At 34.1% G+C, this 24,898-nt stretch carries 27 protein-coding genes; 10 read left to right on the forward strand and 17 right to left on the reverse strand.

The features are described 5' to 3' along the window. Position 1 precedes the first annotated feature (1 nt). The 10 genes from B4N66_RS15745 to B4N66_RS15790 all read right to left on the reverse strand — a co-directional run bounded on the left by B4N66_RS15745 (position 2) and on the right by B4N66_RS15790 (position 8,493). On the reverse strand, positions 2-436 hold the full coding sequence (locus tag B4N66_RS15745; protein WP_291096107.1) for an RrF2 family transcriptional regulator: 435 nt from the start codon (positions 434-436) through the stop codon (positions 2-4). 68 nt (positions 437-504) lie between these two features. Next, entirely contained in the window at positions 505-945 is a 441-nt protein-coding gene (locus tag B4N66_RS15750; protein WP_291096109.1) for a hypothetical protein, read from the reverse strand. A gap of 83 nt (positions 946-1,028) precedes the next feature. Next, positions 1,029-1,751, reverse strand: coding sequence for an iron-sulfur cluster repair di-iron protein (ric, locus tag B4N66_RS15755; protein WP_291096111.1), 723 nt, complete (start codon positions 1,749-1,751; stop codon positions 1,029-1,031). A gap of 97 nt (positions 1,752-1,848) precedes the next feature. After that, complete coding sequence (locus B4N66_RS15760; protein ID WP_291096113.1) at positions 1,849-2,220, reverse strand: group III truncated hemoglobin; 372 nt, start codon at positions 2,218-2,220, stop codon at positions 1,849-1,851. A gap of 19 nt (positions 2,221-2,239) precedes the next feature. Further along, a complete protein-coding gene (locus tag B4N66_RS15765; RefSeq protein ID WP_291096115.1) occupies positions 2,240-3,007 on the reverse strand; it encodes an ABC transporter permease subunit in 768 nt (255 codons plus the stop codon). Next, positions 3,004-3,711 carry an ABC transporter ATP-binding protein gene (locus B4N66_RS15770; protein WP_291096117.1) on the reverse strand — a complete coding sequence of 236 codons (708 nt, stop codon included), beginning with the start codon at positions 3,709-3,711 and terminating at the stop codon, positions 3,004-3,006. Before B4N66_RS15770 ends, B4N66_RS15765 begins: the two co-directional genes overlap by 4 nt. Next, positions 3,708-4,934 carry a nitrous oxide reductase family maturation protein NosD gene (locus B4N66_RS15775; protein ID WP_291096119.1) on the reverse strand — a complete coding sequence of 409 codons (1,227 nt, stop codon included), beginning with the start codon at positions 4,932-4,934 and terminating at the stop codon, positions 3,708-3,710. Before B4N66_RS15775 ends, B4N66_RS15770 begins: the two co-directional genes overlap by 4 nt. Positions 4,935-4,946: 12 nt before the next feature. Further along, positions 4,947-5,954 carry a nitrous oxide reductase accessory protein NosL gene (locus B4N66_RS15780; protein ID WP_291096120.1) on the reverse strand — a complete coding sequence of 336 codons (1,008 nt, stop codon included), beginning with the start codon at positions 5,952-5,954 and terminating at the stop codon, positions 4,947-4,949. Positions 5,955-6,005: 51 nt separating this feature from the next. Further along, positions 6,006-7,982, reverse strand: a complete 1,977-nt coding sequence (nosZ, locus tag B4N66_RS15785) for a Sec-dependent nitrous-oxide reductase (RefSeq protein WP_291096121.1) — start codon at positions 7,980-7,982, stop codon at positions 6,006-6,008. A gap of 37 nt (positions 7,983-8,019) precedes the next feature. Next, positions 8,020-8,493: a c-type cytochrome gene (locus tag B4N66_RS15790; RefSeq protein ID WP_291096123.1), complete on the reverse strand. Its 474-nt coding sequence runs from the start codon at positions 8,491-8,493 to the stop codon at positions 8,020-8,022. A 122-nt stretch (positions 8,494-8,615) separates the two neighbouring features. On the opposite strand from B4N66_RS15790, the gene B4N66_RS15795 reads away from it, so the two are divergent. The 3 genes from B4N66_RS15795 (at position 8,616) to B4N66_RS15805 (ending at position 12,031) form a co-directional block, all read left to right on the forward strand. Then, positions 8,616-8,978 carry a hypothetical protein gene (locus B4N66_RS15795; protein WP_291096125.1) on the forward strand — a complete coding sequence of 121 codons (363 nt, stop codon included), beginning with the start codon at positions 8,616-8,618 and terminating at the stop codon, positions 8,976-8,978. A gap of 161 nt (positions 8,979-9,139) precedes the next feature. Beyond that, a complete protein-coding gene (locus B4N66_RS15800; RefSeq protein WP_291096127.1) occupies positions 9,140-9,979 on the forward strand; it encodes a hypothetical protein in 840 nt (279 codons plus the stop codon). Positions 9,980-10,033: 54 nt separating this feature from the next. Beyond that, positions 10,034-12,031 carry a TonB-dependent receptor gene (locus tag B4N66_RS15805; RefSeq protein ID WP_291096128.1) on the forward strand — a complete coding sequence of 666 codons (1,998 nt, stop codon included), beginning with the start codon at positions 10,034-10,036 and terminating at the stop codon, positions 12,029-12,031. A 6-nt stretch (positions 12,032-12,037) separates the two neighbouring features. Here B4N66_RS15805 and nadB read toward each other — a convergent pair whose 3' ends face one another. The 6 genes from nadB to B4N66_RS15835 all read right to left on the reverse strand — a co-directional run bounded on the left by nadB (position 12,038) and on the right by B4N66_RS15835 (position 17,982). Further along, positions 12,038-13,552, reverse strand: a complete 1,515-nt coding sequence (gene nadB / locus B4N66_RS15810) for an L-aspartate oxidase (RefSeq protein WP_291096130.1) — start codon at positions 13,550-13,552, stop codon at positions 12,038-12,040. A gap of 4 nt (positions 13,553-13,556) precedes the next feature. Beyond that, positions 13,557-14,513 (reverse strand): quinolinate synthase NadA, encoded by a 957-nt coding sequence (nadA, locus tag B4N66_RS15815; protein WP_291096132.1) that lies wholly within the window; start codon positions 14,511-14,513, stop codon positions 13,557-13,559. A 16-nt stretch (positions 14,514-14,529) separates the two neighbouring features. Then, positions 14,530-14,964 carry an RrF2 family transcriptional regulator gene (locus B4N66_RS15820; RefSeq protein WP_291096134.1) on the reverse strand — a complete coding sequence of 145 codons (435 nt, stop codon included), beginning with the start codon at positions 14,962-14,964 and terminating at the stop codon, positions 14,530-14,532. Positions 14,965-15,049: 85 nt separating this feature from the next. After that, positions 15,050-15,733 carry an anaerobic ribonucleoside-triphosphate reductase activating protein gene (locus B4N66_RS15825; RefSeq protein WP_291096136.1) on the reverse strand — a complete coding sequence of 228 codons (684 nt, stop codon included), beginning with the start codon at positions 15,731-15,733 and terminating at the stop codon, positions 15,050-15,052. After that, complete coding sequence (gene nrdD / locus B4N66_RS15830; protein ID WP_256466597.1) at positions 15,717-15,884, reverse strand: anaerobic ribonucleoside-triphosphate reductase; 168 nt, start codon at positions 15,882-15,884, stop codon at positions 15,717-15,719. Before nrdD ends, B4N66_RS15825 begins: the two co-directional genes overlap by 17 nt. Next, positions 15,865-17,982 carry a ribonucleoside triphosphate reductase gene (locus B4N66_RS15835; protein WP_291096138.1) on the reverse strand — a complete coding sequence of 706 codons (2,118 nt, stop codon included), beginning with the start codon at positions 17,980-17,982 and terminating at the stop codon, positions 15,865-15,867. Before B4N66_RS15835 ends, nrdD begins: the two co-directional genes overlap by 20 nt. Positions 17,983-18,235: 253 nt before the next feature. Between B4N66_RS15835 and B4N66_RS15840 the strand changes: the two genes are divergently transcribed. The 7 genes from B4N66_RS15840 (at position 18,236) to ygiD (ending at position 23,357) form a co-directional block, all read left to right on the forward strand. Further along, positions 18,236-18,538, forward strand: coding sequence for a heavy-metal-associated domain-containing protein (locus tag B4N66_RS15840; RefSeq protein WP_291096178.1), 303 nt, complete (start codon positions 18,236-18,238; stop codon positions 18,536-18,538). 196 nt (positions 18,539-18,734) lie between these two features. Next, positions 18,735-19,565 carry a helix-turn-helix transcriptional regulator gene (locus tag B4N66_RS15845; protein ID WP_291096140.1) on the forward strand — a complete coding sequence of 277 codons (831 nt, stop codon included), beginning with the start codon at positions 18,735-18,737 and terminating at the stop codon, positions 19,563-19,565. Positions 19,566-19,663: 98 nt separating this feature from the next. Further along, the gene (locus tag B4N66_RS15850) at positions 19,664-20,197 is read left to right on the forward strand and encodes a YceI family protein (RefSeq protein WP_291096141.1); all 534 of its coding nucleotides are present in this window, start codon (positions 19,664-19,666) and stop codon (positions 20,195-20,197) included. A 108-nt stretch (positions 20,198-20,305) separates the two neighbouring features. Next, positions 20,306-21,226 (forward strand): ClpXP adapter SpxH family protein, encoded by a 921-nt coding sequence (locus tag B4N66_RS15855; protein WP_291096142.1) that lies wholly within the window; start codon positions 20,306-20,308, stop codon positions 21,224-21,226. A gap of 2 nt (positions 21,227-21,228) precedes the next feature. Next, positions 21,229-21,852 (forward strand): hypothetical protein, encoded by a 624-nt coding sequence (locus B4N66_RS15860; protein WP_291096143.1) that lies wholly within the window; start codon positions 21,229-21,231, stop codon positions 21,850-21,852. Positions 21,853-21,903: 51 nt separating this feature from the next. After that, entirely contained in the window at positions 21,904-22,494 is a 591-nt protein-coding gene (locus B4N66_RS15865) for a DUF417 family protein (protein ID WP_291096144.1), read from the forward strand. Continuing rightward, positions 22,473-23,357, forward strand: coding sequence for a 4,5-DOPA dioxygenase extradiol (gene ygiD / locus B4N66_RS15870; RefSeq protein ID WP_414654166.1), 885 nt, complete (start codon positions 22,473-22,475; stop codon positions 23,355-23,357). The genes B4N66_RS15865 and ygiD overlap by 22 nt, the downstream gene beginning before the upstream one ends. 174 nt (positions 23,358-23,531) lie before the next feature. On the opposite strand, the gene B4N66_RS15875 is transcribed toward ygiD, so the two are convergent. After that, the gene (locus B4N66_RS15875; RefSeq protein ID WP_291096146.1) at positions 23,532-24,896 is read right to left on the reverse strand and encodes an exonuclease domain-containing protein; all 1,365 of its coding nucleotides are present in this window, start codon (positions 24,894-24,896) and stop codon (positions 23,532-23,534) included. Between the last annotated feature and the right edge of the window lie 2 nt (positions 24,897-24,898).

Consider the following 24,898-nt stretch of genomic DNA (forward strand, 5'->3'; position numbering starts at 1 on the left):
CTTATTGCTTTAAAAAAGTTTCACCGGATTTTAAACCCACTGCCAATTCTTCCAAATTTGTGGTTTCCAGCATTTGTCTTAGGTTATTACGAATAGACATAAATTTTTCATGTAAGGGACAAGGATGAATTGCATTGCATTTTTCCATGCCTAATCCGCAACCTTTGAACGCAACATCGCCATCAATAGCGAAGACAATTTGAGCTAATTTAATTTCAGAAATTAATTTTTTTGGAATAAAAAAACCTCCATTAACTCCTCTTACAGAATGAATTATGCCATCTTTTGATAGTTTTTGAAGAATTTTGGCGGTAAAAGCTTCGGGAGAATTAATTTCTTTTGCAATGTCAACAGAGCCTACTTTCCTATCCAATAAAGAATTAATTGCAATAAAAATTGCGGCTTTTATGGCATATTCACACGACTTTGAAAACATGATTGCTATTTTATGCAATATTAATTAATTATTGACAAATACAGGCTTCTTAATTCATCGATTGATAATTATTGAAAATAATTGAAATAATCTTTTAAATACTTTTCAATATCATCACTATTTTTATCAATTTTTCCCTCTGAAAAATTTTCTATTTTGAATTTTAATGGAATTAAATAATTGTGCAGTTGCTCGTGAGCTTCACCAGTCATTGTACATTTTTTAAATATCATAACAAATTCAGCTTGTAAATTTGTAATTAATTCTTCCGTATTTCCGTTTTCAGTTGAGTAATCTGCAATTAATTGTTGCATGTTTTTGATGCCTTGGGTTGTTTCTGCATTAGCTTCCCATAATTGACCTTCATTTAAGGAAACTGTTGAGAATTGAAAATCATCTTCTTGTTCAACTTCTGTTTTTTCTACAGTTCCTTTTTGATTGTCCTTTTGTCGACAAGAATGCAATCCTATAACAAATAGAATTATTACAAATTGAAATGCTATTTTCATGTTTTACTATTTATAAATTGAAAATTGACTGCCTTTAATAAGCAGCCAAATTTCAGTTATTAGGGTTCGTAGATCGCTATTTTTTATTGAAATTGTAATTGTAATTCAATTGCTTTTGGAAACAAAATATTATTTTCCAGATGAATATGTTTGTGTAAATCTTGTTCAAACTCTTTTAGCATTTGATAGGTAACTTTGTAGGTAGAACAAGCATCTTCGGGTGGTGTAAATCCATCTGTGAGAGTGGCAATCTTATCAAATCGTTCACCTTCAATTGAATGTTCATCTTTCATCATCGCAATTGGATTTTCAACTGTGCCAAAATGTGGTTCTTGAATGGGTTGATTATCTTTTTGTGCTTTTACCATTTTTTGGATGAACGGGAAAAGGATTAATTCTTCTTTTTTCATGTGTTGAGCTAAATCTCCCGCACTCATTTTGAACAAAGAATTGATTTCAAAAAGTTCCGGATGTCGTTCGCCATGTACTTTGCATAATTTGTCTAAAAACTGAAGCAATACTACTGATTTTTCTTCAACATACGAATGGTGTTTCTCTATGATATAATCGATTAGTAATGTGGGTGACCATGATTTAAAGTCAATTGCATTATCGTTTTTTGATTCTAAAACAGAGTTAATTTCATTCTCTAAATCAGCCGGATTAATATTTTTTTTGATGCAAACTTCTTCTAAAGTTCGATTGCCTTTGCAACAAAAATCTATACCATATTTAGAAAATAAAGCTGCCGTTCTAAAGTCGTTGGCAACATATTCACCAACTGTTAATTGTTCTACTGTATTCATTGGAAGTTATTTTTTTAAATTATTCATCAAAGATAAAAGCTTTACAACCGTCTGTTTATGATTCAAATCATAGTAAGCTTATTTAACTGAATTTTAATTACTGAATGGTTTTATACATAATAACATCCGAAATATTCTTGGCTCTCATTTTTATTTCTTCGGCTTTTTTACCTTCAAAAAGTTCGTTTACCGTTTGTCTGAAAATTTCATTCCAATGATTAAAATGAGCATGCGAAAGCGGGCATTTGTTATGCAGTTCTTTGTGTTTTTGCATCGGATTTCCGTCGAAGTTTCCGGTAAAAAACAATACGTTTTCCCAGAAATCATACATCTTTGGCAAATGATTTTCCCAATTAATTTGAGCAATTTCAGTAAACAAGAAACCAATAACTTGATCTGTTTTTATTTTTTCATAAAATGCATTCACCAACAGGATAATGTCATTTCGGTTGTGTATATCTTTTTTCATCGCAGTTCAAATTAGGTTATTACAAATCTTTTCGGATGAATTTTCGCAATGAGCAATAAAACGGAATTACCACCCAAAGTACCAACAAGCCGAAGGAAGCAAAAAGTCCGACCGTTGTTCCGAAAAAATCTTTAAAAATAGCACCGGTATAACCCATCATAGCCGATATATCTAAATGCAGTAATATTTGGATTCGGGCTAAATCTATCGGACTTAATGCTGTGACAGCTACCATTGCTTTTTCAATAGGATATTCGGACAATTGAAACAACAAAAACAATACTAATCCATCAAAAAGTAACGCAAAATACAACCAAGTTAATATGGCAAATCCAATTCCTTTTGCTTTATCGCGAGTTAGAATAGAACATAAAAAGGCTAACGCAATAAACACTACGGAAATCAAACATCCAATTAAAATCATCATCAACCCAACAGCATTCGATGCATTGATTAACAACGGAATTCCGGCTCCAATAAAAAATGCCAAAACCATCGAAGCACTCAAACCAAAAAATAAACTTTGCCAGATTTTGTTTCGTTTGATGGGCTGACTCAATAGTAATTCGATAAATTCGGAACTGTTGTATAGATAAATTGTTGTGAACAAAATAGACACTAACGGAACCGTAAACAAAATAACATTTAAAATGGTTAACAGTCCTTTGGCACTATTGTCTTCTAAACCAAAAGCACTCCAAGACAACAGACTTAAAACAATGGTATAGACTAAAACAATTTTGTTTTTTAAGATATCGGTTAATATAATTTTGATGATTCTGTTCATTTTTTCTGTTTTAGAATACTCGCAATTGCTTTAGAAATTTTCGTTTCATTGGTTTCCGTTTTCAAATCGGCTACTTTTTTATGAAAATGAATGTTGCCTTCTTGCATAAAAATAATTTCGGTGACCAAATCGTCTAACTCACTCAACAAATGCGAAGTAATTAAAATCAACTTTCCTTTTTCTTTTTCTTTGATAATCTTTTCTTTCAATATTTCAGAAGCCAACGGATCTAAACCTGCCGTTGGTTCGTCTAAAATCAACACATCAGGATTGAATAAAAAAGCTAACGTAGCACTAACTTTTTGAGTGGTTCCGCCGGAAAGCGTACGCATTTGTTTATCTGCCATTTTATCTAACTCGAAACTGTGCCATAATTCTTCGTCCAATTCTTGATTTGAATTTCGAATTGCTTTAATCATTTCAATTACACCACCGATGGTCATTGTGTCCGGATATCGTCCTATTTGAGGCATGTATCCAATTTTTTCACGGTATAGATATTCTTTAACTATACTTTTTTCATTAAAATCAATAGAGCCGCTGTCTGGTAAAACCATTCCTAAAATAGTTTTAATCAATGTTGTTTTTCCACAACCGTTTGGACCAATTAAAGCAATACATTCACCTTTTTTACAGGAAAGTGAAACATCGCTGAGCACGTTTAACTTTCCAAATTTTTTAGTTAAATTTTTAATTTCTATCATAATTTCAGGGGCTTCATCAGTGGTGCTTTATCTACAAAATTATCGGGCGTGATGCTGGGTAACACTTTTTCGGATTTGTCTAATAATGTTATCATAAAACTCCGAAAGAGTAACATGGCAGATGGATTTTTTTCTACTAAAACTGCAAATAAACTTAACGGATGATAAGGAATATCGCCTAAACCATCTTTGTTAATATCATAGCCTTCATATTTGTCCCAGTAGTTATTGTTAAACGTGTTTAAGACCAAACTTCCATTGGTTCCCATGTCGAAAGTATTGCCTTGAAAATTATTGTTTACAATTTCATTATCCATGCAACTGGCTTGAATTTTCATGGCCCAACCGTTGCTTTGGAAGACATTCTTTTCAATTTTGATGCGGTTTGTTCCTTCCATGTAAATGCCGGACGTATTATTTTTAAAATGGTTGGAATGAATATAACTGTCTGAAATCTCTTTTAATAAAAGTCCATAGGAAGAAGCTCCCCAATTTTCATCAAAATAATTATTGATCATCGTTACATTTTTAGAAAACATTACTGCTACTCCAGCTCCATTATTTCTGAAAATATTGGTTAGATATGAATCATTAGAAGAGAACATAAAATGCAATCCGTAACGAATATTATTTGTTGCGATGTTTCGCCAGATTACAGAATCGTAGACAAATTCAAAATAAATTCCGTCGCGATGACCTTTAATTGTGTTACCGATGATTTGCAAATCATTGCTTTTCCATGCGTGAATACCGTTTCCAATTTGTTGTTCTTCTTTTCCGTAGGCAATAATGATATTGTTTTTAACGACACAATTTCTTCCATTTTGAATATAAATACCAAAGAAATTATCATCCAATTGATTTCCTTCTATGAGAACAAATGATTTGTTGTAAACTTTTATTCCACATGGATCTTCTAAAGCTGCAAATCCGGAGTTGATTACTTTAAATCCTTTAACCACCACACTATCGGCATGAATCGAGAGGACTTCTACTTTTTTCTGCCCGTCTAAAACCGGGAAATCTTTTCCTAGGAAAACAATTTTTTTATCTATTCGAAGGTTACCTTCTTTGTAAATTCCTTTGTAAACCAACACAGTATCGCCATCATTCGCAGCCTTTAAAGCTTGTTTGATGGTTTTATACGGTTTATTGATTCCTACTTCCAGTTTTTGAGCCTGAAGGGAAGTAATACAAACTATTAAAATAAAAAGTAATCGCATTAGAAAGTTTATTTATTTTAAAATTTCGTTCCAACTAATGGCTTTGGCTTTTAGTTTATCACCAAAATTCTGAGCATCCGAAAAAGTGGTAAAAGCGGCAATATTTCCATGCATCGGACTATTGATGTCGCCACCACTAATGTAAAAAGCTTTAGTAGCATCAATCAATTGATTATTCTGTGTGTAGTCATGCACGTAGTAACTTTTAACTTTTGTTGATTCATTTTCTTCACAGTATTTCACCAAACAGGATATATCATCAAACATAAAATAGCGACCTTTTTGGGTTTGAATTTCTGCACCGAATTTTCCATCGGATACCGGCATTTTGCAAAATTCGCATGCATCTACATTTAATTTAATTGGTTTTGGCTCATTGCCACTACAAGCTGTTAGAATAAAAATTGGCATTAGTAACAAAGCAGCTTTTGGTTTCATAAAACGCTTGTACCATTTGTATTCCAATGTCAACACAATAAAAATTAACAAACCGCTACCAATTAACATCCATCCACCAATATCCGGAACTGAATAAGCTCCAAAATTCAATAATTGTTTGTACCCAATCAATGGCGGTTGATAAGACATTCCGGGTACTTTAATCGCTGCATTGGGATCTAAATTGTGTCCGTATTCATAATTCCATCGATAAAAATCGACCCCAGCAAGAATGGTGAAAAGTATAAACGAAATAAATAAAGTCGCTACAAATTTTCTTTTCGCAATTAAAGCAGATACTAAAGCAAATAGACCGAAAAAACCAATTATGTATGGTAGAATTTTAAACTCTATAAAGTTTTCGGTATGCAAAGTAGCCATGCCAATGTAATGGTTTAAACCGTTGATAATTTCTACATCACCTCCAATTTTATTGGCATACAGTTTTAAATTTAAACCTTCCGGGTATTGAGGTGCATCTAAATCAATCTGCCACATTGGAAAATAGAGCGAACCCAAAAACAAGCCTGTTACAATCAAAAGTAGCACTTTTGAAAGTAAAGATATTTTTACTGTTTTCATTTTTTTTGAATTAAGGGAGCATCCTGAAACAGGTGCTCCCCATAATTTTAATTATTTACCAGCCGGAAAATTTGTTCCTAAGCTATAATGAAGAGGAACATTAGCTCCTTTTGGAGAAACACGAATGTATCCTTGCATTTCTTGGTGTAATGCACTACAGAAATCGGTGCAGTAGAATGGAAATGTTCCCACTCTGTCCGGAACCCATTTTAAAGTTGTGGTTTCACCCGGCATGATTAAAAGTTCGCCATTATCGGCACCTTTTACAGCAAATCCGTGGGGCACATCCCAATCTTGTTCTAAGTTTGTTACGTGGAAATAAACCTCATCACCTAAAAATACACCTTCAATATTATCGGGTGCAAAATGCGAACGCATAGAAGTCATATAAACGTGCACTTTGTTTCCTTCACGAACCACTTTAGCTTCTTTCTCACCTTTTGTGGCATATGGGTGTTTGTTGTCTTCCAGTTTATAAAATTTCAACTGTCCGTTATTACGAATTAAATCGGCCGGTGCGGCTTGAGCATAGTGCGGTTCTCCAATGGTTGGGAAATCTAAAATTAATTGCATTTTATCACCACTAATATCATAAATCTGAGCACTTTGACACAATTCTGGTCCGGTAGGCAAATAACGATCTTTTGTGATTTTGTTATAAGCAACTAAATATTTACCAAATGGTTTTTTACTGTCGCCACCGGGAATACACAAGTGACCTACAGAATAATAAGTTGGAACTCTATCTAACACTTTTAGCGATTTAATGTCCCATTTCACAACTTCTGAAGAAACGAACATGGTTGTATAAGCATTGCCTTTTCCATCAAATTCGGTGTGTAATGGTCCAAGTCCCGGTTTTTGAACTTCACCATGTAAAACCGATTCGTATTTTAATACCGGAATTCCGCCATAATCACCTTCGTATGATTTGTCTTTGATGGCTTTTTGTAATTTATCATAACTAAATACCGGAATTAAAGCTGCCAATTTTCCTGAACCAATAATGTATTCCCCTGTTGGATCTACGTCACAACCATGAGGAGATTTTGGACAAGGAATCATGTAACAAATGTCTTTTAATTCAGAAGCATCCAAAACTAAAACTTCTGTTTTAATTTCTGATTTTGCAGTATGTGTATGTTCGTCCCAAGTGTTATGAGCATAACGTACTTTTTGTTTTTTACCTTTTCCTGCTTTCACATATTCTTCTGCTTTTTTCCAGTTGACAGCCATGATAAAATCTTTATCTTTTTGCGAAGCATTTACTTCCAGCAATGTGTTTGCTTGTTCAGTATTATAGCAAGAAAAGAAAAACCAACCGTGTGATTTGCCTTTACCTGCGTGCGACAAGTCAAAATTTACACCTGGCGTCATAATTTGAAAAGCAATATCCATTTCGCCTTCTTTACCAACTTTTACAAAACTAATATGACCTTTATAGTTTTCTTTGTAGGTATTAATTGGCACATCACCATTTTCATAATCACCGGGCACACTAAAACGAGTTCCGGCAACCACATATTCTGTGTTTTCTGTAATAAAAGGAGAAGAGTGATTTCCACCGCTGTTAGGTAACTCAATAATTTCAGCTGTTTTAAATGTTTTTAAATCAATACGAGCAATACGAGGTGTATTGTTGGCATTACCAAAAACCCAACGTCCATCTACTTCTCCATTGGTTTGTGACATTTCTGTGTGATGTAAATCATCCCAAGGTACAAATCCGTGTGAAGTGTTCAACATCGGTTTTGTTTCTTCACTATATCCCCATCCTTTTTCCGGATCCACTGAAAAAACAGGAATTACTCTGAACAATCTTCCGCTTGGAAGTCCGTACACACTTAATTGTCCGCTGAATCCACCGGAAACAAAGTTGTAAAATTCGTCATATTTACCTGGTGCTACGTATGCTTTTTGAGCTGCATCCCCACTCACTGTATCACTTGTGTTTTTAGGTTTACAAGACCCCATAAATGCTGCAATCAAAACTACTGCAGAAGTAATTTTTAAAAAATTTGTTTTCATATACTTTCGATTTATAATAAAATGTTTATTTCAAAAATTATTTCACACCATCATTTTGACGCATGTATTCCAAAATATTTCTAGCATCATCATCGGTTAGAGCTTGATTAGGCATACGAACCAAACACAATTCCAATTGAGCTTGCAATTCTGGATCTTTGTCTATCATTGGATCAGGATTTGTTGAGAAATTCATAATCCATTCCGGAGTTCTGCGTTCGGTAACACCCTTCCAACCGGGTCCAACTAAACGTTCGTCGGTTAATTTATGGCAAGACATACATTTTACGCCGGCCACTTTTTCGCCTTCTGAAGCCATTGCTACATCTAAACCGGCTCCCAAGTCTACTGTGGTAAATTTTCCTTCTCCTCTTTTTGGATCATAAGAAGATGGGTCTGATGAGGTTTCAGTTGAAGAAGCCTTTGTAAAGTCTTCTCCAGCATTGGTTTTTTCTTTTCCACAAGAAACAAATAAGAGCAAACCAATTGCTAATAAATACATTTTGTTCATATTAATTTAGGTTAAAATTATGACACAAATTTCCAGCGTAATTATTCGAAAATTTATGATTGCAATCATACAAATCATGTTTTTTTAACCCTTATATTTGCACAATAAATTACTATCTCGTTTTGAAATATTTTATAGCCATAGTAACCTTCTTCTTTTTATTCAGACCTATTTTTCCGGTGATGAATTATGTGGTGAATTATGATTATATTTCTAATGAATTGTGTGAAAACAAGGCAAAACCGGAATTGGAATGTAATGGTAAATGTCATTTAAAAGCTGAGTTAGCCAATGCATCAGAAGAGAGCACGCCGGCTTCCCATGAATCAAAAAGTAATATAACCTTAGAATTATTATTCTTAGAAACCATTCCTGAATTTAAATTCAATCGAATTTATGTTGAAAAAAATCAGGTTTCTATTTCTTATTCCAGACTATACTTTCGATTACATAATACCAGCATTTTTCATCCACCCACTGTTTAATCTTCCTTTTAGTATTTTAAATTTATAAACTGGATTAAATTCTAATCCAACTACACTACTAGTACATTATTTTTACCATAAGCCGATAAAATCGGTGAATTCCAACTCATAGCTTTATGGGCTTGTGGTTACTATTTCTATAACTCAAAATTAAATTTACAATGAAAATTTATAAAATATTTTTCCTTTTAGCTCTAGCTTTATTTGTTTCCTGTACTTCTGATGATGACTCAACACCTGTTAACGAATTAGATGGTTTATTAAAAGTCAAAGAATTTACCAATGACACTCATGTTGTTGAATTATATACAACATCAGGCATTACTCAACAAGGATACAATGATATCACACTGCGAATCAAAGACAAAACCACTAACAACTACATACAAAACGCAACAATAGAGTGGATGCCTGTTATGCACATGACCATGATGAGTCACTCTTGTCCTTTTTCAATGGTTGAAAAAGTAGCAGGAAAAGAAACGTTATACAACGGCTACATCGTTTTTCAAATGCCACAAAATTCTACTGAATATTGGGATTTAAAGGTTGATTATTCCATAAATGGAACTAATTACACTGTAACAGATATAATTGATGTTCCTGCTTCGTCAAAAAGAGTAGTGAATTCATTTATGGGTACAGACAACATAAGGTATATTGTTGCCTTAATTGACCCAAAAACACCAAGAGTAGCTCTCAATGATATGACGGTAGGGATTTTTAAAATGGAAAACATGATGAGTTTTCCGGTTGTAAACGATCTAAAACTGATGATTGATCCGAGAATGCCAAGTATGGGAAATCACGGCTCACCTAATAATGTAGATTTAACCCAATCAACTTCTGATGAATTTTATCACGGAAAATTATCATTAACCATGACTGGTTATTGGAAAATTAATCTTCAATTGGTTAACGCTTCCAATGATGTTTTAAAAGGAGAAACAGTTACCGAATCAAATGAAGCAAGTAGCATTTTCTTTGAAGTAGAATTCTAAAAACAGTATTAACGGCCAAAGGTTATTTAAACTTTTGGCCTTTTACTATTTATTATGAAAAAACAATTTTATGTTTTATTTGTTCTTTTGTCTACAACCTATTGTTTGGCACAAGAACAATTGAAAGACAGCATTTTACCTGTTAGACTGAATGAAGTCATTCTTATTGGGAAACCTTCTCGATTAAACCAAAAACAAGTAAAACCACTAGCTTCGTTGGATGAGTATTTACAACAATCCGGACGAATCGATATGATTAAACGCGGAAATTATGCTTGGGAACCTATGATTAATAACATGGCAACAGAGCGAACAATCATTACCATTGACGGCATGCGTATTTTTGGTGCTTGTACCGATAAAATGGATCCGGTGACTTCGTATGTAGAAATATCGAATCTTTCGGAAGCTACAATTTCATCCGGTCAAGGAGGAAGTTGTCACGGACCAACGATTGGCGGAGCTTTAGATTTGAAACGACTTCGCAGCAATCAAGCAAATTTAGGTTGGTCAGGAAGTTTAAGCAGTGGTTTTGAATTCAATAACAAGCAACGAATTTTGGGCGGAATGGTGCATTACAAAGACAGTTCGTTATATGCTGATGCGAGTCTAACCTTTCGAAAAGCCGACAATTATTTTGCAGGTGATAATGAGGAAGTACTTTATTCTCAGTTCCAAAAAATGAATGCTTCTATAATTTCCGGTTATCAGTTTCAAAACAAATTGATTGAAGGATCCATTATTTTTGATGAAGCAAATGATGTTGGTTATCCAGCCTTACCAATGGATATTTCGCTGGCTAGAGCACTAATAACTTCTTTAAAATTTGAAGTTGCTCCAACATCCGGTTTAGTAAATCATTGGGAAAATAAGCTGTATTTTAATACCATCACTCACTTTATGGATGATTCCAAACGGCCGGATGTTCCCATCAGAATGGATATGCCTGGTTGGAGTGATACATATGGTTATTATTCAAAAGGAAAAATCACAAAAGAAAATCACCATATCCAATTTAATTTGAATGGTTTTTACAATCGTTCTATTGCTGAAATGACTATGTATCCCAACGATCCCAATGAAAATGCGATGTTTATGTACACTTGGCCAGATGTTCGAACATTTTATAACGGTATTTATTTGGAAGATGAAATTGAATTTTCGGTTAGAAACTCTCTAAAATTAAATGGTTCTGTTGGCTTTCATCAAAACAAAGTAGCCAATGAATTTGGACTGGAAAGTTTACAAATTTTCTATCCGGAAATGGCAGACCAACAAAATCGCTTCTTAAAAAGTGTTTCGTTGCAATACAAACATCAAATCAAACACTGGAACTTTTCAGTAGGTTCAGGATATGGAGAACGGGCACCTTCCGTAACAGAAGGTTATGCGTTTTATATTTTCAATAGTTTTGATTTGTTTGATTATATCGGAAATCCAAATTTATCCAACGAAAAATCAATTGAAGGAAATTTTGATGTTTGGTTTAAAAACGAAAAAATAAAAACAGGAATCACTTTTTCTGCCTTTCATATTGTAGATTTTATGATAGGAATTCCCGATGAAAATTTTATCCCGATGACCATTGGAGCTAGTGGTGTGAAAGTGTATAATCAACTAACGTATGCCAATTTGATTCACAGTTCATTAAAATTTGATTATCGTTTAACCGATTATATTTTTTGGAATAATCAACTGCAATATAGTTATGGAAAAGATTCCGAAAACCGAAATCTGCCATTTATAAGTCCGTTACAATACCAAAGTCAATTACAATATAAAAAGAATCAATTTCAAACGGAAGTTACAATACGAGGAAATGCCACACAATCTAATTACAGTTCTTTTTACGGAGAAAACAGCACGCCTGATTATGTTATTTTGAATGCCTCGGCAGGATATAATTTTAAATGGAATTCACAAAAATTAATGCTGAATGTAGGTGTAGAAAATGCATTTGACACTTATTATTCTACATTTACCGACTGGAATAACATTCCCAGAATGGGACGAAATGTATTTGTTAATTTGATTTACAATTTTAAAAAATAAGAAAAATCAAGCAAATTGTTCAGATTCAATGCCTTGATAATGACACGAATGTTCTAAAATCAACATGGCAACATCCAACATATTTTCGAGCTCACAACATTCTTTGCATCGGTTGTAGTAGCCTAAACATTCCATTAAATCAGAATGAATTTTATGTAGATTTGATAAAACAATTTGCTTGCTTTCAAACGAATTAGTAAGCAAACTAAAAGTCATCCAGTTTTTAACTTGCAAATTAAAATCTTTTAATATGGTAGGTGCAATAAATTCCGGTTTATGGTTATGTGAATGTTCATAATACAAAACATCATTGTTTTCGTCATGAGCAATAACTTCGGCTACATTGTGAGAAAAAACTAAGGCTTCTATTAATGAATTAGAAGCCAAACGATTAGCACCATGCAATCCTGTGCAAGAACATTCGCCTAAAGCATATAGATTTTTGAGTGAAGTTTGCCCGTTTTCATTCACTTCAATTCCACCACATTGATAATGGGCTGCCGGTACTATCGGAATTAAATCGATTTTATAATCAAACCCTTTTTCTTTGAGATTGGAAAAAATGGTTGGAAAATGTATTTCGAAACCCTTATTATTCAAATGACGAAGGTCTAAAAACACATTTTCTTCGTTTGAAATAATCATTTCTGTTGCAATTGCTTTGGAAACGATATCTCGCGTAGCCAATTCTCCTCTAACATCATAATGGTATAAAAATCTTTCTTCTCTATAGTTAACCACATGAGCACCAAATCCTCGTAAAGCTTCTGAAATAAGAAACAAATTGCCTTTCTTTTTTTCAAATAAAGCCGTCGGATGAAATTGAACATATTGCATATCTTTTACAGAAACTCCTGCTCTAAGTGCCATTGCAACTCCGTCTCCTGTAGCATTTTCAGGGTTGGAAGTATAGTTAAAAATGTGTCCCGAACCACCGGTTGCCAAAACAATATGCGGAGCATAAACTGCCGAAAATTGGTTGTTTCTATCGAAAAAAGTGAGTCCTACAGCTCTTTCTGTATTATAAATATTCTCTTTGATGATATCCACCGCCAACGCATTATCTATGATTTCTATAGAAGGATGAGATTTGATTTTATTCCATAAAACTTCCTGAATATGCCAACCTGTTTTATCTTTGTAATGTACTACGCGTTCATGACTATGACCGCCTTCTAATGCTAAATCTAATTTTCCTTCACGGTCTGCATCAAATTCTGCTCCCCATTTAATGAGTTCTTGAAGTCGTTGCGGAGCTTGCTTAATGACCATTTCAACAATTTCCGGATTACATTTTCCTTGACCTGCTGCTAATGTGTCTTGAATATGCTCTTCATAACTATCGATTAGTCGATCACAAACTACTGCTAATCCGCCTTGTGCTAATGATGTATTGGTGGCACACGGATAACCTTTGGCCAATAAAACGATTTTTAGAGCCTTATTTTTTTCAATTAAATGAAGAGCCAATGAAAGACCGGCTATACCGGTACCAACAATAATTACATCGCTTTTTTTCATAACCTTAGCATTGAAGCATTTTTTCTATGGGAATTCGAGCTTTATCAACTAAATTTCTATCCAATTTTACTTCAGGGAATTCATTTAGTAGACATTTATAAATTTTTTCTAACGTATTCATTTTCATAAAAGCACATTCGCTGCAAGCACAGGAATTATCTTCTTTTGAAGGTGCAGGAATAAGTATTTTATGAGGAACTTCTTGTTGCATTTTGTGCAGAATTCCACTTTCAGTAGCTATAATAAATTTTGCATCCGGTGAAGATTTAATATAATTAATCATTCCCGAAGTAGAACCAATATATTGAGCCGTTTTTAAAATATGAGTTTCCGATTCCGGATGTGCGACAATCACAGCATCTGGATTTTTTTTATACAAATCGATTAATTTTTCTAGCGAAAAAGCTTCATGAACCACGCAGGAACCATTCCATAAAACCATGTCTCTTCCTGTTTCTTTGATAAGATAATTGCCAAGATTTTTGTCTGGTGCAAACACAATTTTATCTTCTTTTGGAATAGAATTAATTACTTTTACTGCGTTTGAAGACGTGCAAACATAATCGCTCATGGTCTTTATTTCGGCAGAACAATTAATGTAGGTTACCACTTTATGATTGGGGAAGTCTTTTAAAAAATCTCGAAATTTATCCGGCGGACAACCATCTGCTAGTGAACAACCGGCATTTACGTCAGGAACTAAAACTTTTTTATTAAAATTTAAAATCTTAGCCGTTTCTGCCATAAAATAAACACCCGCAAACACAATAATTTTAGCTTCAGTTTCTGCTGCTTTTCGCGAAAGTTCTAAACTATCTCCCACAAAATCTGCTATTTCTTGAATTTCAGGTAACTGATAATAATGCGCCAAAATCACAGCATTTTTTTGCTTTTTTAGCTTGATTATTTTTTGTTGAAGTAGAATTTCTTTTCTTATCGTAATCGGACTTATTTGTCTCATTAAAAATCAATTTTTTTTAAATTCTTAAAAAAGTTTCTTTCGTATCTAATCCATCAATTAAATTGGCTAATGAAGTGCTATCTAAAGCTAATTTCAATTGTTCTCTAATAGGTCTATATTGATGATGAAAAGGACAAGGTTTTACTTCCGAACAATCATTTAAACCCAGACTACAACGCTTGTAAATAGCATCGCCGTCTATGGCTAAAACAATATCGCCTAACTTTATTTTTGTGAGCTTTTCATGAGGAACATAAAAACCACCGCCGTTTCCTTTACTGGAATCTACCAATTGATTTTTGGCTAATTTTTGAAGTATTTTAGCTGTAAACGATTCCGGTGAATCAATTTTTCGAGCAATTTCTCGCAAACTGATTCGGTTGCCTTGTTGGGTCTCCGCCGCAATAATAATGGTTGCCCGAACGGCATATTCACAAGTTTTAGACAGCATTTTTTATTTCAAAAATAGCGATATTTCTACAATTCTTAAGCAAATTTATAAACAACTCACGTTGTATAGTATGATTTTAATCATGTTAACGCATACAAACCTTAATTTTTGCAGTAGATAAATGTTTATAATCAACTGAACTTGAATACTGAAGTGGTGCCAAGGTGATAGAATTGTTTCTAAAATGTTGCAAAAAATAGCTTCCGTTGTACCCGTTATTTTCTAAAAGATGAATCATTTCTGCTATATCATTTTCCAATAACAAATCGGAATGAATGGTTGTTCGCACTTCATAAGCAACTGAATTCTTTTGAATTAGAGATAAACATTCAAAAAAATGGTGATAAAAATTGGCTTTGGTTATTGTTTTTGTTTTCTGTTTGGTGGCTTTAAAATCAAGAGCGATATAATCAATAAAATTGAGTTTTAAAGCTTCATTTAATCGATGAGGCATGCTTCCATTTGTGTCAACTTTTACCAAAAAACCCATTTCTTTTATAGCTCGCAATAAATCGAGCGATTCTTTGTGCAACAAACATTCGCCACCACTAAAAACAACTGCATCTAATAAATTTTTTCGTTTGGCTAAAAAATCCAATGTTTCGGGAATGGAAAATACCCCTTTCCCGAAAACAATTTCCGGATTATAGCAGTAACTACATTTCATGTTGCAACCGGCAAACCATAGAATACAGGCTGTTTTATCCGGATAGTCCAATAACGTGAATGGTGTTATGCTGTGAATTATTTTTTTAGCATTTGCATTCATTAAAATGAGTTCGTTGTTTGTGTTCTCCTTTTTTTCCGATGTTGAAACTTTCTACCGGACGATGATAGCCCATTACTCGCGTATACACTAAGCATTTGGTTCGCAAATCATTGTGTTGTTCTAAAGTGGAATTAATTGTTTGTGTTTTCATGTTTTTCTGATTTTAATTTTTCTAAAAGTTGTTCATCACATTTTGGACAATATTCATGTTCGCCGTTTAAATAACCATGAACGGGGCAAACACTAAAAACCGGAGTTACTGTAATGTAGGGTAATTTGAAATTGGTTATTACTTTTTTCACAAAATTTCTACAAGCTTCGGGTGTACTAATTTTTTCATTCATATATAAATGCAAAACCGTTCCGCCGGTATATTTGCATTGCAATTGGTCTTGCATTAATAAAGCTTCAAATGGATCTTCGGTAAAATCTACGGGAATTTGCGAACTGTTGGTATAGTAAATATTTTCGCCCTCACCTGCTTGAATAATATCATCATAACGTTTTTTATCTTCTTTAGCAAAACGATAGGTTGTTCCTTCTGCCGGAGTAGCTTCCAAATTATATAAATTTCCGGTTTCTTCTTGAAATTCTTTCATTCGATTGCGAATGTGTTCTAAAATTTCAGACGCCATTTCCATTCCGAATGAGGAGGTAATGTCTTTTTTCCCTTTCGTAAAATTGAGAATCATTTCGTTGATTCCATTAACTCCAATGGTTGAAAAATGATTTCTAAAATGTGGTAAATAACGCTTGGTGTATGGATATAATCCTCGATCATACATGTCTTGCACAAACACTCGCTTTTTTTCTAAAGTGGATTTCGCCAATTCCATTAAATAATCAACTTGATGATAAAGATCTTTTTTATTTTCTGAATATAAATAGCCTAAACGAGCCATATTAATTGTTACAACACCAATACTTCCGGTCATTTCTGCACTGCCAAACAGACCATTTCCTCGTTTGAGCAACTCACGCAAATCGAGTTGCAAGCGACAGCACATACTTCTCACAGCGTTGGGTTTATAAGCGTCTGGGTTTTCAACTTTTTCACCATTTTCATCATAAATATATTGACTACCAATAAAATTTTGAAAATAGGACGAACCAATTTTAGCCGTATTTTCAAAGAGAATATCGGTATTTTCGCCATACCAATCAAATTCTTCGGTAATGTTTACAGTTGGAATTGGAAATGTGAAAGGTTGTCCATTGGCATCTCCTTCGGTCATAACCGTATAATAGGCTTTATTGATTAAATTCATTTCGGGTTGAAAATGTTCATACCGAAGCTCCAGTGGCGATTCTACTCCTCTACTTTTTGCTCGGTTTAAAAACTCTTCCGATTTTGTTGTTGAAAATAAATGCTCATTATTTCGGGTTGGAATTTGCACTTTCAAATCATCTGGAACCACCCAATCGAGTGTGATATTGGTAAAAGGCGATTGTCCCCAACGAGCCGGAACATTAAGATTATAAACAAAACTTCGAACAGCTTTTAGCACCTCATCAAAACTCAAATTGTCTTTAAAAACATACGGAGCTAAATAGGTGTCAAATGAACTAAAAGCCTGTGCTCCTGCCCATTCGCTTTGCAAAATACCTAAAAAATTAGCCATTTGTCCTAAAGCTTCCCGAAAATGATTAGGTGGTCTGCTTTCTACTCTGCCACGAACACCATTGAAACCATCATTTAACAAAACCCGCAAACTCCAGCCGGCACAATAACCAGTTAGGCAGTCTAAATCATGAATGTGATAATCGCCATTGCGGTGTGCAAAACCTTCTTCTTTGGAGTACACTTTGTCCAACCAATAGTTGGCAATAACTTTCCCGGCTACGTTGTTTACTAGACCTGCATTGGAGTAAGAAGTATTTGCGTTAGCATTAATTCGCCAATCAGTTTGCGAAATATATTCTTCGATGGTTTGCGTGCTATCCACATAAGTCGTATCTTCATTTAACCCCAAAACATGCTCACGTTGCATTTTTCGGGTGTGCCGATAGACCATGAACGATTTCATTACGGAAAAATAATTCATATTAAACAGCACTTTTTCTATGCTATCTTGAATTTCTTCAACCGCCCAAGTTTCTTTGCTGTCTAATTGTTGCATTACTTCTTTGACCACTAATGGATTAAAGATTTGTGATTCACTTTGGAATGCTTTTTCGATTGCTTGTTCAATTTTAAACAATTCAAATGGTCTAAAAACTCCATTTCTTTTGATAACATATTTTTCCATAAGACTTGTTTTTGAAGAATTAATGTGAAGATTGATTGTTCAAATTTAATTCAAATAAGATAAAATAATCCTATTTGAATACATTAATATCAACAAGTTAAATATTATTTTGTTAATAAGTTAATAAACATTTATACTTGTTATTTATTAAATACCTAAAAACATTTTAATTATCTTTGAAAAAACCCCCAATTTCAAGATGAAAAAAATCAATTCTAAAACTTTGTTTCTACTTGTATTTACTCTTTTTATAATGTTTACGGTATCTGCTCAAAATACAAATCAAAAAGCAATAATCAAAACTGTATTACATTGTGATCATTGCAAAGTATGTGAAACTTGTGGTATGAAATTCAAAACTGAAATACTGAAAATAAAAGGTGTGAAAGCATATCAGTTGGATGATGAGAATATGACTTTAACAATCTTTTACAATGAAAAGAAAATAGATTTGCAAACGATTAAATTAGTCATCTCTAAATTAGGTTATGATGCAGATGAAGTAAAGGCAGATCCTGAAGCTTATGAAGGTCTCGACGATTGTTGTAAAGCATAGCTAAAGTAGAAAACAATAGATCACTTTCGAAAATGTATTCAATATCTTCATTACTTATCCTTAACTTTTAGAATTAAAGCTGCTTATCCTATTACGCAGTTTAAAAAGTGAAATAGATGAGGAGTGAACTGCCTTAATTGACTACACTAAAATCTCTTTTTTGTTGATACCAACTTAAATTCATAATTTTGAAACTATGAATGAGCTATTCAAAATATTTAAAGTAGAAGAAGCAGAAGCCACTAGAATAAGTGCTTCACCCGATGAGCCTCATCAACACGATTTTGAGGAGTTAATCATCGGCATTCACGGTCAACTGGATCATTTTATTGACTTTAATACCAGCACCTTTGATGCACCATTTATAAGTTTCGTAACAAAGGGCAAGGTTCACCGAGTAATTCCGAAATTAAAAGACGGTAAATGTGAAATGTGGGCACTTCGCTTTAAAAGCGAGTTTATACCGGAAACAACTTTTCAACTGTATTCCTACTATCACGATCACGCTACAATCAAACTTCAACAGGGAGCCTGCTTTAACCGATTAATTACGCTATGCGAAATTATGTATGAAGCAATGCAACAAGAAGACCCCGATTTGAGCGTTGTAAAACATCTGCTGAGTGCTCTATTTGGAATGATTGAATCGGAAAGAAACAAAACTTCGGTAGAGGAAAACGTATTAGCAAAGACTCAAAACACTACTTTACAAAACTTTTTGTCAATTCTTGAAGAGAACTACCACAGACCGTTAGGTGTAGAATTTTATGCAGAGAAGTTATTTATGTCGGCAAGAAATCTAAATCTAATTTGCAAAGGCATCCTACAGCAAACCGTGAGTGAAATCATTGAAACCCGAAAGCTCATTGAAGCTAAAAACCAATTGACACATAGTGACAAAAACATTTCAGAAATTGGTTTTGATTTGGGATATAATGAAAAAGCTTACTTTACAAATGTATTTAAAAAACGTACCGGTCAAACTCCCTCAGAATTTAGAGACGAAATGAAAACACTCCTTTCCTGAAATTACAACACATCTTCCTGAAAGTGTTACCTCTTGTGTTTTAAATGATTGCATCTTTGTAGTATATAAATTATGAATGATTTTAATACAAATAAATTATGGAAACAACAGCAGCAAAATGGGCTCTTGACCCAACGCACAGTGAGCTTACTTTTAAAGTAAAGCATATGATGATTAGCAATGTAAAAGGAGAATTTAAAGACTTTTCTATAGAACTCGACGGCGATGATATTCTAAAATCATCTTTTGAAGTAGTAGTGAATGCATCATCGATTAATACTAGCAACGAGCAACGAGATGATCACTTAAAATCATCTGATTTTTTTGCCATTGATGATTATAGGGAACTGTCTTTCAAAAGCAAATCACTCACACCAAAACAAGGCGATGAATATAAATTAAAAGGAATTTTAACCATCAAAGGTATCAGCAAAGAAATTGAACTTGATGTTGAGTTTGGAGGTGTCAATAAAGACCCTTGGGGAAATGAAAAAGCAGGTTTTTCTATTGAGGGAAAAATCAATCGTAAAGATTGGGGACTTAACTGGAATACCGCCCTGGAAACCGGAGGTGTATTAGTTAGTGAAGAAGTGAAAATATTCGCCGAAATACAATTTGTAAAACAATTCTAATCAATTACAATTAATGCTAGTCAATCTACTATGAATTGAGTAGGAAAAAAAGTCTTATCAGCAGTAACTTAGGATAGTTCAAACTATCAATTATAAACCTAGATAATTATGAAAGAGCAAAATAATCCGCTTTTATGCGACATACAAACAGGAATATGCGAAATGCCTCAAGTAAAGAGTAATGAGGCAGTTCAATTGAATAGTGAGACAATATCCAAGCCGGTTAAGGTGATTTATTTCACCGACCCAATTTGTTCCTCTTGTTGGGGAATTGAACCACAACTTAGAAAACTCAAGTTGGAATACGGAGACACTTTTGAAATTGACTACCGAATGGGTGGCTTGTTACCCAACTGGAACTACAACAACGGTACTATCAGCAAACCTTCTGATGTAGCTGAACATTGGGATGATGTGAGCGTTTATTATGATATGCCTATTGATGGTGACGTTTGGTTAGAAGATCCTTTAGTGTCCTCCTACCCTCCGTCAATGGCCTTCAAAGCTGCGGAAATGCAAGACAAAGAAAAGGCAATTTCTTTTCTTCGTGAAATTAGGGAAATGGTTTTCTTGCAAAAGAAAAACATCACCAGAAGAGAACATTTGGAACTGGCTGCTCAACGTATCGGACTTGATTTAGATCAGTTTAAATATGATTACATAGGCAAAGCAAAAGAACTTTTTAATCAAGATTTAGAATTGGCTAAAGAACTGGGTGTGCGAGGATTTCCATCGTTGTTTTTTGTAGATGAAACAGGCAATAAAGAATTTGTTTATGGGTCACAACCCTACAGCGTTTATGAAAAAGCTCTTCTTACGCTGGCTCCAACAGCAAAAAAATTAGAATATGATTTGAGTTGGGAGGCATTATTTGACAAATATCCAACGATTACTGCCAAAGAATTTACGGAGTTATCAGGAACACCAAGAAATAAAAGTGAACAATTATTAAATGAACTTGCAGAAAAAGGGAAACTAGAGAAATGGGTTACGAAAAATGGCTCTATTTGGAAACTTAAAATGAAATAAAGATGAAATGGATATACGGCATAAAAAATAAATTGTGGGCATCGGGTATGTTTCTTGTATTGTGCCTGTTGGTCTTTGCGAGTCACTATCGCGATAGAAGTCATACCGAAAAAGTAAATAATTCATTAGTTACGATGTATGAAGACCGATTAATTGCTGAAGATTACCTATTAAAAATGACCAGTATTCTTTATCAAATTAGAGAAACTGCACGGTCTGAAGCTAATTGGAGTTCAAAGTCTGTAACGATGAATGCGTTGTTGGATGATTTTAATAGATGGTACACTATTTACAGCAAAACGCAACTGACCATCAAAGAACAAGCTACTACCATTGAGTTGATTAATTATATTAAAACGCTTGAGCAAAATGTACTAAATATCAATTATGACCCGTCTTTCTACACAGATAAGGCACTGACATTATTGAATGAACTCTCTATTGTGCAAGTGGAAGAATCCAAGTTGCTTATAGAAAATTCAAAATCAGAATATGCATCTATGAAAGCCTATTCAAAATTTACATTTGCGATCATCATCATCATTTTACTCATCGTTCAAGCTATGGTTTTTTCTTCTGATGCATTAATACCGGCATATAAAGTGAAAGACCCAAGATATAATTAAACTAAATCAAAACTGATAATAGAATACCAAAACACTATAATTTAAAACTATATGAAAAACCTACTTACCTTTTTAGCTAATAGTCAGTCGCAATTCATCAATCTAACAAGAATTTCGATTTTCGTTGTGATGGCTTGGATTGGCGGATTAAAAGTTTATCAATACGAAGCAGACGGCATTGTTCCTTTTGTGGCAAATAGTCCTTTAATGTCTTTCTTCTATGTAAAAGAAGCTCCGGAGTACATTGATTATAAAAACCCTGAAGGGAAAACTGTGCAAAAGAACATTGATTGGCATAAAGAAAACAGAACTTACCTCTTCTCTTACGTTTTAGGAACTGTCATTGTCATCATTGGAATATTCACTCTTCTTGGTATTTGGTTCGCAAAAATTGGTTTAATTGGTGGTCTATTGACTTTCGGAATGTCAATAGTGACATTAACCTTTTTAATTACTACGCCCGAAGTGTATGTCCCTAATTTGGGTGGAGACTTTCCAACTCCACACTATGGTTTCCCTTATTTATCAGGTGCGGGAAGACTTGTCATCAAAGACATCATAATGCTTGCCGCAGGTTTAGTATGTGCTTCAGAAAGTGCAAGACGAATACTCAACGTAAAATGGACAGAAAAACATTTTTAAAAATAGTGGCAACAGTGCCATTAACAGCCGCAGCCATGAAACTATACGAACTTAATAAAATGACACAACCCTTGAGCAATACGGCTAAAATGCCCGTGTTGTTTTTAGGTCACGGTAGTCCGATGAATGCTATTGAAGAAAATGAATTTGTAACAGGTTTTAGAAATATTGCAAAGCAAATTCCAAAACCAAATGCAATTTTATGTATTTCAGCACATTGGGAAACAAAAGGAACATTTGTAACCGCAATGGAAAACCCAAACACGATTCACGACTTTGGTGGTTTTCCTAAAGAATTGTTTGCCGTACAATATCCTGCTCCGGGCAGCCCTGATTTGGCATTAGAGACAAAATCACTCATTACCACAACAGAAGTGGGTCTGGATGATAAATGGGGACTGGATCACGGTGCGTGGAGTGTAATCAAACATTTATATCCCAATGCAGAGATTCCGGTAATTCAAATGAGTATCGATTATAGTCAATCTCCTCAATATCATTATGAATTGGCACAACAAATAAAATCACTTCGTCACAAAGGAGTTCTAGTGATTGGAAGCGGTAATATGGTTCACAACCTCCGGATGTTGGCGTGGGACAAACTAAATGCTCCAGAGTTCGGATTTGATTGGGCGATTGAAGCAAACGAAAAAATGAAAAAATACATTTTGGATGGAGACCACAAACAACTTATCAACTTTCGCTCGCAGGGGAAAGCCTTCAACTTAGCCATTCCAACACCTGAACATTATTTACCATTGCTTTATTCATTAGCATTAAAAGAGGAAAACGACAATATAAGTCTGTTTAATGATAAAGCTGTTGCTGGTTCTTTAACGATGACATCTGTTAAAATCGGATAAGATTAAAATAAGAAAAAAACCTTTGTCAAGCTCATCACTTTACAAAGGTTTTATCTATTTTATTTATAAATTTTTAATTATAAGATTCAAATTTATGAAGACACTTTTTTGGGTCAAGTTATTTAGTCAAATTGACACACCAACCAATTGACACATAGCCACATTGATTAATTGTCACATTAATTTCACCTTCCCCGGATACCTCTCCACAAACCCATAAATCAACTGCATAATATAACTATTGCTTTTATACTGCGTCACATATTCTTTGATCTCAGATAATTCAGTTATTCCTACCTCAGTAGCAATATAACCCATACCATAAAAGTGACCCTTTTCTATGCAAATACAACTTTTTTCTTCGTTAGTTCGTCCTTTATCAATAATGGCAAAAGTGGGTCGGTTACTGATTAAAAAATCTACCGCATTTTCAATTTGGACATTGTGTGTTTCCATATCCGGTAAATCTGTGGTGCTGAATTTAGAATGCATCTCTCCATCATTAATCGCACCGTAATTACAAAAGCGATGGTCGATTTCAAATTGTTCTGCTAACTTTCGCAATACGTTAAAACCATCATATAAACTACTGAAGGATTCAAGACAAGAATGAAATTTAGGTAATTTCCCAACGGCTAAATAATGATAACCATTGCGAGCGGTATATTGATACAATCCAAATTTAGGTTCAAACCGTTTGAGAGCCATATTATAAATTGGCCACAACTTCTTGATTTCTGTACATTCCAAAATCAACGCCATTAATTCATTTGCACAAACTTCAAACGAAATACTGCAAATATCCCGCATAAAAAGTTGTCGTTGCTTTGTAATTTTATGTCCTGTGAAGTGCGACGCCACCCGTTTTTTTAGATTGATAGCCTTTCCAACATAAATTACTTTTCCTTCGGAATTATAAAAATAATAAATGCCCGGCTTTTCCGGTAATTGTTCAAAATCGGAAGGTGGTAAATTCGGAGGCAAACGCTGATCTACCGCCGTCTTCTTTATCATTTTTGATATTTCACCTTCACTATCCCATTCTACTAATTTTGAAAATAAGATAGCAGTCGCATCGGCATCACCTCCGGCACGGTGAGCGTTGAGTAGTGGAATTCCGAGCGAATAACAAAGTTTACCTAAGCTATATGAAGGCAATCCTGGTTTTATTTTTCGGGCGGTTCGAACCGTACATAATTTTGTAGCCGTCCATTTGAATCCGGATTCTTGTAGTTGATGACGAACAAAGGAATAATCGAAGTTGACATTGTGAGCAACAAAAATTCTATCGGTTAATAGTTCCAACACCTTTTCTGAAATGTCATCAAAAATAGGTGCATCTTTGACCAATTCATTATCAATCCCTGTCAACGCAAAAATAGCAGGCGGAATATGTTGTTGCGGATTTACCAATGATTCCCAACTCTCAATGACACTAACGCCATCGTGAATCCGAATGGCTATCTCCGTTATACGACTACCACCAGCATAACCACCGGTGGTTTCTATATCTACTATGGCAAATTCTTGTTTTTTCATTG

The organism is Flavobacterium sp. UBA2787 (genome assembly GCA_002352205.1).
In the GTDB taxonomy this organism is placed as follows: Bacteria; Bacteroidota; Bacteroidia; order Flavobacteriales; family Flavobacteriaceae; genus Flavobacterium.

What these genes read in the sequence shown, in the direction of transcription:
- nadB (WP_291096130.1), bottom strand. Translation starts at nt 13,552, where the DNA reads ATGAAAAAAAGCGATGTAATTATTGTTGGTACCGGTATAGCCGGTCTT.
- B4N66_RS15845 (WP_291096140.1), top strand. Translation starts at nt 18,735, where the DNA reads ATGAATGAGCTATTCAAAATATTTAAAGTAGAAGAAGCAGAAGCCACT.
- B4N66_RS15790 (WP_291096123.1), bottom strand. Translation starts at nt 8,493, where the DNA reads ATGAACAAAATGTATTTATTAGCAATTGGTTTGCTCTTATTTGTTTCT.
- B4N66_RS15820 (WP_291096134.1), bottom strand. Translation starts at nt 14,964, where the DNA reads ATGCTGTCTAAAACTTGTGAATATGCCGTTCGGGCAACCATTATTATT.
- B4N66_RS15840 (WP_291096178.1), top strand. Translation starts at nt 18,236, where the DNA reads ATGTTTACGGTATCTGCTCAAAATACAAATCAAAAAGCAATAATCAAA.
- nrdD (WP_256466597.1), bottom strand. Translation starts at nt 15,884, where the DNA reads ATGAAAACACAAACAATTAATTCCACTTTAGAACAACACAATGATTTG.
- B4N66_RS15850 (WP_291096141.1), top strand. Translation starts at nt 19,664, where the DNA reads ATGGAAACAACAGCAGCAAAATGGGCTCTTGACCCAACGCACAGTGAG.
- ric (WP_291096111.1), bottom strand. Translation starts at nt 1,751, where the DNA reads ATGAATACAGTAGAACAATTAACAGTTGGTGAATATGTTGCCAACGAC.
- ygiD (WP_414654166.1), top strand. Translation starts at nt 22,473, where the DNA reads ATGGACAGAAAAACATTTTTAAAAATAGTGGCAACAGTGCCATTAACA.
- nosZ (WP_291096121.1), bottom strand. Translation starts at nt 7,982, where the DNA reads ATGAAAACAAATTTTTTAAAAATTACTTCTGCAGTAGTTTTGATTGCA.
- B4N66_RS15860 (WP_291096143.1), top strand. Translation starts at nt 21,229, where the DNA reads ATGAAATGGATATACGGCATAAAAAATAAATTGTGGGCATCGGGTATG.
- B4N66_RS15825 (WP_291096136.1), bottom strand. Translation starts at nt 15,733, where the DNA reads ATGAATGCAAATGCTAAAAAAATAATTCACAGCATAACACCATTCACG.
- B4N66_RS15800 (WP_291096127.1), top strand. Translation starts at nt 9,140, where the DNA reads ATGAAAATTTATAAAATATTTTTCCTTTTAGCTCTAGCTTTATTTGTT.
- B4N66_RS15745 (WP_291096107.1), bottom strand. Translation starts at nt 436, where the DNA reads ATGTTTTCAAAGTCGTGTGAATATGCCATAAAAGCCGCAATTTTTATT.
- B4N66_RS15835 (WP_291096138.1), bottom strand. Translation starts at nt 17,982, where the DNA reads ATGGAAAAATATGTTATCAAAAGAAATGGAGTTTTTAGACCATTTGAA.
- B4N66_RS15855 (WP_291096142.1), top strand. Translation starts at nt 20,306, where the DNA reads ATGAAAGAGCAAAATAATCCGCTTTTATGCGACATACAAACAGGAATA.
- B4N66_RS15760 (WP_291096113.1), bottom strand. Translation starts at nt 2,220, where the DNA reads ATGAAAAAAGATATACACAACCGAAATGACATTATCCTGTTGGTGAAT.
- B4N66_RS15805 (WP_291096128.1), top strand. Translation starts at nt 10,034, where the DNA reads ATGAAAAAACAATTTTATGTTTTATTTGTTCTTTTGTCTACAACCTAT.
- nadA (WP_291096132.1), bottom strand. Translation starts at nt 14,513, where the DNA reads ATGAGACAAATAAGTCCGATTACGATAAGAAAAGAAATTCTACTTCAA.
- B4N66_RS15770 (WP_291096117.1), bottom strand. Translation starts at nt 3,711, where the DNA reads ATGATAGAAATTAAAAATTTAACTAAAAAATTTGGAAAGTTAAACGTG.
- B4N66_RS15765 (WP_291096115.1), bottom strand. Translation starts at nt 3,007, where the DNA reads ATGAACAGAATCATCAAAATTATATTAACCGATATCTTAAAAAACAAA.
- B4N66_RS15875 (WP_291096146.1), bottom strand. Translation starts at nt 24,896, where the DNA reads ATGAAAAAACAAGAATTTGCCATAGTAGATATAGAAACCACCGGTGGT.
- B4N66_RS15775 (WP_291096119.1), bottom strand. Translation starts at nt 4,934, where the DNA reads ATGCGATTACTTTTTATTTTAATAGTTTGTATTACTTCCCTTCAGGCT.
- B4N66_RS15750 (WP_291096109.1), bottom strand. Translation starts at nt 945, where the DNA reads ATGAAAATAGCATTTCAATTTGTAATAATTCTATTTGTTATAGGATTG.
- B4N66_RS15865 (WP_291096144.1), top strand. Translation starts at nt 21,904, where the DNA reads ATGAAAAACCTACTTACCTTTTTAGCTAATAGTCAGTCGCAATTCATC.
- B4N66_RS15780 (WP_291096120.1), bottom strand. Translation starts at nt 5,954, where the DNA reads ATGAAAACAGTAAAAATATCTTTACTTTCAAAAGTGCTACTTTTGATT.